The 9,889-nt window shown below is 37.6% G+C and carries 11 protein-coding genes; all 11 read right to left on the bottom strand.

Going from position 1 to position 9,889, the window contains the following annotated elements; genetic code table 11:
- The coding region (locus tag ACZ11_RS20920) for an Hpt domain-containing protein (protein ID WP_049668750.1) at positions 1-722 on the bottom strand (722 nt) is incomplete at its 3' end.
- Positions 723-736: 14 nt separating this feature from the next.
- On the bottom strand, positions 737-1,891 hold the full coding sequence (locus ACZ11_RS20915; protein ID WP_082172855.1) for a protein-glutamate methylesterase/protein-glutamine glutaminase: 1,155 nt from the start codon (positions 1,889-1,891) through the stop codon (positions 737-739).
- Positions 1,892-2,767, bottom strand: a complete 876-nt coding sequence (locus ACZ11_RS20910; protein WP_049668458.1) for a MinD/ParA family protein — start codon at positions 2,765-2,767, stop codon at positions 1,892-1,894.
- Complete coding sequence (flhF, locus tag ACZ11_RS20905; RefSeq protein ID WP_049668457.1) at positions 2,764-3,960, bottom strand: flagellar biosynthesis protein FlhF; 1,197 nt, start codon at positions 3,958-3,960, stop codon at positions 2,764-2,766. Before flhF ends, ACZ11_RS20910 begins: the two co-directional genes overlap by 4 nt.
- Positions 3,957-5,990: a flagellar biosynthesis protein FlhA gene (gene flhA, locus ACZ11_RS20900; protein WP_049668456.1), complete on the bottom strand. Its 2,034-nt coding sequence runs from the start codon at positions 5,988-5,990 to the stop codon at positions 3,957-3,959. Before flhA ends, flhF begins: the two co-directional genes overlap by 4 nt.
- A 23-nt stretch (positions 5,991-6,013) precedes the next feature.
- Complete coding sequence (flhB, locus tag ACZ11_RS20895) at positions 6,014-7,102, bottom strand: flagellar biosynthesis protein FlhB (protein WP_049668455.1); 1,089 nt, start codon at positions 7,100-7,102, stop codon at positions 6,014-6,016.
- Position 7,103: 1 nt separating this feature from the next.
- Positions 7,104-7,880: a flagellar biosynthetic protein FliR gene (gene fliR / locus ACZ11_RS20890; RefSeq protein WP_049668454.1), complete on the bottom strand. Its 777-nt coding sequence runs from the start codon at positions 7,878-7,880 to the stop codon at positions 7,104-7,106.
- Between the two features lie 4 nt (positions 7,881-7,884).
- Positions 7,885-8,154: a flagellar biosynthesis protein FliQ gene (gene fliQ, locus ACZ11_RS20885; protein WP_049668453.1), complete on the bottom strand. Its 270-nt coding sequence runs from the start codon at positions 8,152-8,154 to the stop codon at positions 7,885-7,887.
- A 13-nt stretch (positions 8,155-8,167) separates the two neighbouring features.
- A complete protein-coding gene (gene fliP, locus ACZ11_RS20880; protein ID WP_049668452.1) occupies positions 8,168-8,833 on the bottom strand; it encodes a flagellar type III secretion system pore protein FliP in 666 nt (221 codons plus the stop codon).
- Positions 8,830-9,504 carry a flagellar biosynthetic protein FliO gene (locus tag ACZ11_RS20875; protein ID WP_049668451.1) on the bottom strand — a complete coding sequence of 225 codons (675 nt, stop codon included), beginning with the start codon at positions 9,502-9,504 and terminating at the stop codon, positions 8,830-8,832. Before ACZ11_RS20875 ends, fliP begins: the two co-directional genes overlap by 4 nt.
- Before the next feature lie 4 nt (positions 9,505-9,508).
- On the bottom strand, positions 9,509-9,871 hold the full coding sequence (locus tag ACZ11_RS20870) for a response regulator (protein ID WP_049668450.1): 363 nt from the start codon (positions 9,869-9,871) through the stop codon (positions 9,509-9,511).
- Positions 9,872-9,889: the final 18 nt, after the last annotated feature.

Below are 9,889 nucleotides of genomic sequence, written 5' to 3'. Positions count from 1 at the left end.
ACTTCTGAAACTTTCATAATTTTTTTCTGCATATCTTCAGCAGATTCTTTTGTTACGAAAGCTACGTAAAATTGTTGATCGAACTGTTCGTCTTCAAGCTTTTCTACAGATGGATTTGATTTAATAACATCTCCATATTTCTCTAAAATCTCAAACACCATAAATACTCGTGCTGCTTTTAAAAGACAGTCCTCACGTAATTTCACTGAAATTTCGAATGCATTGAAACCTTGTTCAGCAGATTGTGAAATAACTGTTTGTTCAAAACCGTCATACTCTAACATACTTGCTACAGCAGCAACTGGTGTCTCAGTAGTTGCTACTACTTCAGGAATCGCATACTCACCTAATTCAATACGCTTTAATTGAGCAACAGTTGAAGATACATCACGTTTTCCATCTCCGCCATTCGCAATGTCCATCACCATTTCTTCTAGATGGTCTACAGACTCGAAGACAACATCTAGAATTTCAGGAGATACATGGATTTTCTCATTTCGGATCGCATCCAACACATTTTCCATTTTATGAGTTAAATCTGCTAAATCTTCAAAGCCCATTGTCGCAGACATACCTTTTAATGTATGTGCAGAGCGGAAAATTTCTCCAACAATCGCCAAATCGTCTGGATTTTTTTCTAGTTCTAATAAATGTTCACTACACGCTTGTAAATGGTCTTTACTTTCTTCAATAAACATTTCTAAATATTGATTGACTTCCATAAGAGGACACCCCTTTAAGGCAAATATTTCATTATTGTTTGTGCAATTTCATCTACATCTGCTACTTCATCGACAAGCTGGGTTTCCACCGCTGCTTTCGGCATACCATACACTATGCAAGTTTCAGCTGACTCAGCAATTGCAATCACATTACCAGTACTTTTTAGTGCTTTTAGTCCGTTTGTGCCATCATGGCCCATACCTGTCATAATCACTGCCACTTTATCAAAATCTTTAAATTGGCTCACATCTTCAAACATCACATCTACTGAAGGGCGATGTCCAGATCTAGGTGGTTCATTATTATCAAGGACTATGCCAAAGGAGGTACCTACTTTTCTAAGTTTTAAATGATACCCACCAGGTGCAATATACGCCACTCCATTTTGGAGAATATCTCCTTGCTCAGCTTCCTTTACGGTAATCTCACTCAATTGGTCCAAACGAGTAGCTAGAGATTTTGTAAATCCTGCTGGCATATGCTGGACTATTAAAATCGGTGCTTGAATTGATTTTGGGATTTTTGTTATTACTTCTTGTAATGCTCTAGGTCCGCCAGTGGAAGTCCCAATCAGTACAATTTTCCGACCTACATTATTCCATTCCACATGTGGCTTTGATAATTCTGCCCTTGTAGGGAAAGCATTGACAGGAGGAGTCACCCTGCCTTCACTAAATGATTCTCTTCTAATGGTACTCGCTATTAATGTATGTTCTTGTTGTCTTCTACTACCAGAAGGTTTCTTTAATTTTGAAATAGATACCAATGATGCTTGTTCAACCTTGTGGACAAGTTCGGTTTGGATTTTATGTAAATCAAGAGAAATTGTTCCGCTCGGCTTCGCGACAAAATCTACTGCCCCAAGTTCAATTGCTGACAAGGCATTTTCTGCTCCTCGTTGAGTTGTACTAGAGAGCATAACAACAGGTACTGGACATATAGTCATAATTTCTTTTAAAGCATCAAGCCCATTCATTTCAGGCATCTCAATATCCATTGTCACAACTGTTGGCTTCAATGATTGAATCTTTTTTATCGCATCTTTCCCATTTCGTGCTGTTCCAACTACTTCAACCTTCGAGTTGCCAACAAAAAAGTCACTAATTAGCTTTCTCATAAAAGCAGAATCATCAACAACTAATAGCTTGCTTTTATGTAAAAAGTCCAATTAATCACGTCCTTTCGAAAAAATATTTCTTAATTTAGTTAAGAATTTACCCGCTGACTGATCATGTGCATGGACTTCCTCCGCACGTTGTTCCATAAAACGCGCCACTATAAGATGAAGTGTCTTTGTAATAAGTGCGTCTGGATAGGCAAGTGAAAAAGGCACTTGTTCACGCACAGCCTTACGCACAACAGAATCTTCAGGCAATGAGCCTAATACCGTAACCTCTTTGTCCAAAAAACGTTTCATCGTACGCTTTAGTCGTTCATTGGTTTCCATTCCTTCTTCTTTACTATAAGCTCGATTACAGAGTATATAAAATTGCTTGTCTGCATCTCTCGTATGAATATATTTCATCATTGAATATGCATCTGTTATAGAAGTTGGCTCTGCTGTTGATAGAACAATGATTTCATCTATAGAAGCTAGTAAATCTAAAGACCAGCTAGTGGCTCCTGCTCCCATATCAAATAAGATGTAATCAAAGCTTTTTTGAAGCTGCTCAAATGCATGAATGAGTCGTTCAAACAGTACCTCTGACCATTCTAAGACGCCCGACATACCAGACCCACCTGAAATATACTTTAAATTGTAAGGTCCTTCAAATATTACCTCATCTAGCAACTTATTTCCTTCTAAGTAATCTTTTAAACTATAAGAAACATTTTTTCCAATTAAAATATTGATATTGCCCATACCAATATCCATATCAACGATGACAACTTTTTTCCCTTTATTGGCCAATGTAGTTGCAAAATTCGTCGTGAAGTTACTTTTACCAACCCCACCTTTACCGCTTACAACCGCAATTGCCCTACCTAATTCTCCCTGCTGGTTCAACATTTTCAAGCGTAATGTTTCAGCTTGGTCTCTCATTTTTCTTCACCTTGGAAAAATAAATTTAGTACTGCTTCTAGATCAGCTTCCTCAATATCTTCTGGTACTTCTTGACCATTCGTATAGTAAGCAAGTCCTTTATTATATTTAATCATTAAATTAATCATTGTGCCAATAGAATTTGTTTCATCCATCTTTGTAAAAATGAATTTTTCAATTGGTAGTTGCTTAAATTGCTCTACAATGTTTGCCATATCCTTTTCTTTCGTTGTCAAAGCAAGTACTAAGAAAGACTCAGCTTGTTCATCAAATTTTATGAGACGCTGTAAATCGTCTACATATTTTACCTCTTTATAATTGCGGCCTGCTGTATCTATAAACACTAAATCTAAATGGGCCAATCGATGGATTGCTTGTTCAAAATCTGTTGCATTATAGGCAATTTCGACAGGAGCTTGTAACAGTCCAGCATACGTTTTTAATTGCTCAATTGCGGCAATACGGTAAGTATCGGTCGTGATAAATCCTATTTTTTTCTTTTTTTCTAAAACTGCTCTAGCTGCCATTTTAGCAATTGTCGTAGTCTTTCCGACACCTGTTGGACCTAAAACATTTATATATTTTTTTTCATAGGATAAGCCCCCAACTGGGAGATTCTCTAGATCTTTGCGCAATAAATTTTTCGTAACCATCTTACATTGAGAAAAATTGATTTCCGACGCCTCTTTGAAATGAGTAAAAAGCTCATCACCAATCGTTGTGATGAGCTCCTCACTAAGCTCCTGCTGTCTTAAGTATTCAATGAAGGGTAAGAGTTCATCGGGATATTGATCTTGGATAGTCTTCTTATGCATAGAATGCATTAAAGATTTTAAATCTGCAATTTCCTTCCTCAAATCTTCAGAAATACTAGTTTCCTCATGTAAGGGCGCATCATTCTGCGGCTGTACTTGGTGCATTTTAGCTTGCACAGCATTCGTAATCTCTTGTAACCTTACATTTTCTTTTTTAGCTGTTGTTATAGGTAAAGCTGCAGGAGTTGGAGCCACATTACTCGGCTCCATTGAGTCAATCCCTGCAACAACCTCAAAGCTTTTCTTTTTAATGATTCCAAAAAACTTTTTTGTAACTACTACTTTTGAATTCAAAATGACAGCGTCCTCACCTAATTCAGCACGTACATGCTTCATCGCTTCTGGTATGGAGGATGCATAATATTTTTTCATTTTCATTCAACATTCACCACCCCAACACTTTGAATTTCAACCGTAGCATCAAGTTCATTGTATGATAGAACTGGTATTTGCGGGAAATAACGCTCCGTTAGTTGACGTAAATACATACGAACTGCTGGAGAGCATAAGATAATAGCAGATTGTTCCATAAAGGAAACGCGTTCTACTTCAGCAGCAATGATTTCTAAGATAGTTTGAGAATCTTGTGGGTCCATCGCTAAGTAATTTCCGTGATCAGTTTGTTGAATACTATCAGCAATCATTTTCTCTACTTTACCCGAAACAGTTATAACTTTTAACGACGAGCTGTCTCCTACGTATTGAGAAGTAATCTGACGTGCCAATGATTGACGTACATATTCAGTTAGTATATCGGTATCGCTCGTTAACTTTGCATAGTCTGCTAGAGTCTCAAAAATAATTGGTAAGTTTCGAACTGAAACATTTTCTCGTAGGAGTTTACCCAATACTTTTTGAATTTCCCCAGTCGATAACGGTGTAGGCGTCAACTCTTCGACTAAAATTGGATGTGTTTCACGTAAATGATCAATTAACTGCTTCGTCTCTTGACGTCCAAGTAATTCATAAGCATTTGCACGAATCATTTCCGTTAAGTGAGTCGACACAACGCTCGGTGGGTCAACAACTGTGTAGCCGAACATTTCGGCATCCTCTTTAACTTGCTCAGTAATCCATTTTGCAGGTAGGCCAAATGACGGTTCAACTGTATCAATTCCATCGATGGAATCATCATCTCCTGGACTCATTGCTAAATAATGATCAAGTAGAAGTTCACCTCGTGCCATTTCATTACCCTTTATTTTAATTCGATATTCATTTGGTTGTAATTGAATATTATCGCGAATACGGACAACCGGAATGACAATCCCTAATTCTAATGCTAGCTGTCGACGTATCATAATGACTCGATCTAATAAATCGCCGCCTTGAGCAGCATCTACTAATGGTATTAAACCATAGCCAAACTCAAACTCGATTGGGTCCACATTTAATAAATTCACAACGTTTTCAGGGCTCTTCATGCCGTCTGTTGCGACTTCTTCCTCGATTTCAAGTAATTCTTCTTCATCTTCTGGTTTCTTACGATCCATCATATAAGCACCAGCAATTAGTGAACCACCAATTGGAATTGTTATCCATAAAGGTATAGGTGTGAAAAATCCAAGTAAAAGTATTGTTCCACCAGCTACATAAAGCAGTTTCGCTTGAGCAAAAAGCTGCCCTGTAATATCTTCTCCGAGACTTCCCTTAGAAGATGCACGTGTTACGACAATCCCTGTCGCTGTAGAAATAAGTAGCGCAGGAATTTGTGAGACAATACCATCTCCGACTGTTAACTTAGAAAAATGGTTTGCTGCATCTGCAAATGAAAGACCCATCTGCGCAACACCGATGATGATACCAAATAATAAGTTGATAATAACCATGACCATTGAGGCAATGGCATCCCCTTTTACGAATTTTGTGGCACCATCCATCGCTCCGTAGAAGTCCGCTTCACCCGCTACTTTATCGCGTCGTTCACGTGCTTCCCGTTCAGAAATAACTCCTGCATTTAAGTCAGCATCAATACTCATTTGTTTACCGGGCATCGCATCAAGTGTAAAACGTGCTGCTACTTCTGCTACACGCTCCGCTCCTTTTGTAATAACGATAAACTGAATTAACACAAGAATTAAGAATACAACTAAACCAACTAGTACATTCCCGCCGACTACAAAGTCACCAAATGTTTCAACAACTGCACCAGCATCACCTTTTGCTAAAATGGCACGTGTTGTAGAAACGCTTAGTCCGAGTCGGAACAAAGTTAACAATAAAATAACTGAGGGAAAGATAGAAAAGTCTAACGCTTCCTTCATACTCATTGCTGTTAACAATACTATTAATCCTAATGTAATATTAATGACGATTAAGAAACTTAACATCCACGGAGGAAGAGGGATGATGAGCATCGCAACGATTAAAATAACCGCACCTAATACCCCTATATCGCGAACTTTCATTTGTGTCCCTCCTACAAAAAGCTTTAAATTTTCCGCTTAATTCGATAAACATAAGCAAGCACTTCTGCTATTGCTTTGAAAAACTCTTCTGGTACTTGATCACCGATTTCTACTTGATCGTACATTGCTCGTGCTAATGGCCTGTTTTCAACCATAATCACATCATGTTCTTTCGCAATCAGTTTAATTTTTTGAGCGATAAAGTCTGTACCCTTGGCAACAATGCGTGGGGCATCCATACTTCCCTCATCATACTTGAGGGCAATCGCATAGTGAGTTGGGTTTGTTATAACAACGTCGGCGTTAGGAATCTCTGACATCATTCGGCGCATCGCCATTTCGCGTTGGCGTTGCTTGATTTTCGATTTTATCAGCGGATCGCCCTCACTATTTTTATATTCATCTTTAATATCTTGCTTAGACATTTTAAGATTTTTTTCGTAATCATGTTTTTGATACATCCAGTCTAAAAGGGATACACAAAGTAAGACGAGAGAAGCAGCAATCCCCATGATACCGACCAGCTTACCCACTGTAATAAGAGTTATCCATGGGCTTTTAAAAGATAACGACAAAACTTCTGGCAAATTCGTCCAAACTATAATTGTCGTAACGCCACCGATGAAGCCAATCTTTAATACTGACTTTAGAAGCTCTATAATGGCTTTAACAGAAAATATTTTTTTCAACCCTTTTATCGGGTCCATTTTTTTTAAATCAAACTTCATCGGCTCTAATGTAAATAGAAAACCGAACTGTAGAAAGTTACCTACCAATGCTCCGACAAACGCAATTCCCATAATTGGAACAATGATGAAAGCCATTTGCGCTAACGTTTCTGTAAATAAGCGCATCACACTATCAATTGTTAGTGTTTCTACGCGTATGTTATGAATAAAAGTTTGCCTGAAAAAAGCTAAAAGATCGTCACGCAGTGAACCTGCAAAGAAGAATAAAAAGATAAATACCATGAGCATAACAATCGCACTGGAAATATCCTGACTTTTGACGACCTGACCTTTTTTTCGAGCATCTTGTCGTTTTTTGGGCGTCGCCTTTTCCGTTTTTTCTCCCGCAAAATACTGTAAATCTAGATCCAGCAGTAGCAACATTTTACCCACCACCTAAAATAGCCATTAAATCACGCATCGCATAAATCATGATTGTAATAAGCTTTTGTATCACCTGAACCATTACAGCCATCATTGTGAATAACACTAGAAAACTAACACCGATTTTAATAGGAAAACCAACAACAAAAATATTTAATTGTGGTACAGTTTTCGCTGTGATTCCTAGTGCCAAGTCGACTAAAAATAAAGTTGCTATAACAGGAGCAGCCATTTGAAAGGCAATCGCAAAAACAGCCGTAAATGTTGTGATAATAAACTCTATATAATTGGCATTTGCGAAATTAGGGAATCCTTGATCCATCGGTAAGAATTGATAACTATAATAAATTCCATCGAGAATCATATGATGTCCATTGATAGCTAGTAGAAATAATAATGCTAGCGTATTAAAAAATTGTCCTATTAAAGGACTTTGTGCACCTGTTTGCGGGTCAATAATATTGGCGATGGCAAAACCCATTTGAAAATCTATAAAGCTTCCGGCAATTTGAATTGCCGACATGATGATATAAGCAACTAGACCGAGTAACAGTCCAATGAGCGCTTCTTTCATCACTAAAAGTATGTAATCACCATTAAATACAAATGGTTCGACGTCAATTGTGTAATACATCATCCAAGCTAAAACTAACGCGAGAGTTATTTTAACCTGTGGCGGAATCGTTCTGTACGAGAAAAAAGGCACAGTGACAAAAAATGCCGATACGCGCACAAGCACTAATAAGAAAACCGTAAAATGCGGGATTAATTCATTCATCTACTCACCCTATATAACGCGTTAAATTCTCAAAAATGTCTCTCGCATAGCTAGTCACTTGTGATAACATCCAAGGACCGAAAAATACGATGGCTGCAAATACAGCGACGATTTTTGGAACGAATGCTAAAGTTTGCTCTTGGATCGATGTTGTTGCCTGAAAAATACTTACCGCTAAACCAGTGATTAAAGCAACTAATAGTAGCGGACCGCTTGTTAGAAGGATAATCATAATGGCACGCTCTGCAATTGAAATAACCAATTCACCTGTCATACTGTATCATCCCCTAAAAACTTTGTAGTAATGATTTCATCACAAGATACCAGCCATCAACGAGTACAAATAATAAAATCTTAAACGGCAATGAAATCATAACCGGTGGTAACATCATCATCCCCATCGACATTAGAGTACTTGCAACAATCATGTCGATTACTAGGAATGGAATAAAAATCATAAAGCCAATTTGGAACGCTGTTTTAATCTCACTCAATGCGAAAGCAGGTACGAGCATTGTAAGAGGAATTTCTTCTACAGATGCTGGCTTTTCTGCTTTATTGTAGGTTAAAAATAAATCAAGATCCTTTTGCCTTGTATGCTTACTCATAAACTCTTTAAACGGCACACTAGCACGATCATATGCTTCTTCAATTCCAATTTCCTCAGAAAACAACGGCTGCAATGCCTCTTTATTGACCTCTTGAAATGTCGGGGCCATGATAAAGAAAGTTAAGAACAAGGCAAGGCCCACAATGACCTGGTTCGGTGGCATTTGCTGTGTCGCCAACGCCGTACGGACAAACGATAACACTATAACTATTCGTGTAAACGATGTCATCAATATTAAAATACTTGGTGCCAATGATAAAACTGTTAACATTAAAAGGAGTTTAATAGAAGTTGAGACATTTGTCGGATCGCTGTTGGAAAAAGTATTGATTACATCATTCATTTATCTTTATTCTCCTTTTGCTTCCATTTCTCCAGTTCTTCACTGCGCACCTGTTTAATTTCGGAAATCTTTTTTTCAAATTGCACACCAAAGGATTCTTGTTTTTGCTGTGCTGATAAACTCTCATTATTTTTTCTCTTAAACTTAGATAATACTTCTGCAATATACGGTGATGTTGCTGCAAGTTCTTGTCGTTCATTATATAGTGCTAAAAGTGTTGCAACTTCGTCAGGATCAGTAATTTCACGTAATAGTTGGACATCCTCACCGACACCAACTAAATAGAGTGTTTTCCCTACTTGTAATAGTTGTACCGACTTTTGAGCACCTAACGATAAACCGCCTAAATTTTGTACTAATTGATTACGTTGAAAGTTCAAATTTCTTTTATTTAAAAACTTCATTAATCCATAAAATAAAGCTACAACAAAAATAAGCGCCAAAACCATTTTTATGTATTCCCACGCAGATATGTCTCCAGCCGCTTGTACATCTGAATCTTTCTTAGCAGCTGGAGTACTATCTTCTTTACAATCTCCATTATTGATGCAGTCGCTTACAAAATTTGTGTTAGATTCTGCATACACAGGAGTCGTTGTAGGGTACAAAAACAGGAAGGATACAAGAAATGCGAAAATCATCGTAAGACGAAATGATTTTAACATTTGCATTCAATCAACCTAAAGCTTTTTGAATCGCTTCAATTACACGATCAGCTTGGAATGGTTTAACAATAAAGTCTTTCGCACCAGCTTGAATTGCATCGATTACCATAGCTTGTTGTCCCATTGCAGAACACATGATTACAGTTGCATTTGGATCTGAACCTTTAATTGCTTTAAGAGCAGCAATACCGTCCATTTCTGGCATCGTAATATCCATTGTTACTAAATCTGGCTTTAATTCGTTGTACTTTTCAACAGCCTGTAAACCATCAGCAGCCTCTCCAACAACTTCAAATCCATTTTTCGATAAAATATCCTTGATCATCATGCGCATGAATGCGGCATCGTCTACAATCAAAATTCTTTTAGACATGGTTAACTCCTCCAATTG

This window comes from Lysinibacillus xylanilyticus, assembly GCF_001183605.1.
Taxonomy (GTDB): domain Bacteria; phylum Bacillota; class Bacilli; order Bacillales_A; family Planococcaceae; genus Lysinibacillus; species Lysinibacillus xylanilyticus.
Note: the sequence above shows the minus strand (reverse complement) of the source record. Positions and strands in the feature narration are given on the sequence as shown.

Bases quoted from the DNA above. Each gene is read 5' to 3' on its own strand.
- ACZ11_RS20910 (WP_049668458.1), bottom strand. From the start codon at position 2,767: ATGAGAGACCAAGCTGAAACATTACGCTTGAAAATGTTGAACCAGCAG.
- flhF (WP_049668457.1), bottom strand. From the start codon at position 3,960: ATGAAAATGAAAAAATATTATGCATCCTCCATACCAGAAGCGATGAAG.
- flhA (WP_049668456.1), bottom strand. From the start codon at position 5,990: ATGAAAGTTCGCGATATAGGGGTATTAGGTGCGGTTATTTTAATCGTT.
- flhB (WP_049668455.1), bottom strand. From the start codon at position 7,102: ATGTTGCTACTGCTGGATCTAGATTTACAGTATTTTGCGGGAGAAAAA.
- fliR (WP_049668454.1), bottom strand. From the start codon at position 7,880: ATGAATGAATTAATCCCGCATTTTACGGTTTTCTTATTAGTGCTTGTG.
- fliQ (WP_049668453.1), bottom strand. From the start codon at position 8,154: ATGACAGGTGAATTGGTTATTTCAATTGCAGAGCGTGCCATTATGATT.
- fliP (WP_049668452.1), bottom strand. From the start codon at position 8,833: ATGAATGATGTAATCAATACTTTTTCCAACAGCGATCCGACAAATGTC.
- ACZ11_RS20875 (WP_049668451.1), bottom strand. From the start codon at position 9,504: ATGCAAATGTTAAAATCATTTCGTCTTACGATGATTTTCGCATTTCTT.
- ACZ11_RS20870 (WP_049668450.1), bottom strand. From the start codon at position 9,871: ATGTCTAAAAGAATTTTGATTGTAGACGATGCCGCATTCATGCGCATG.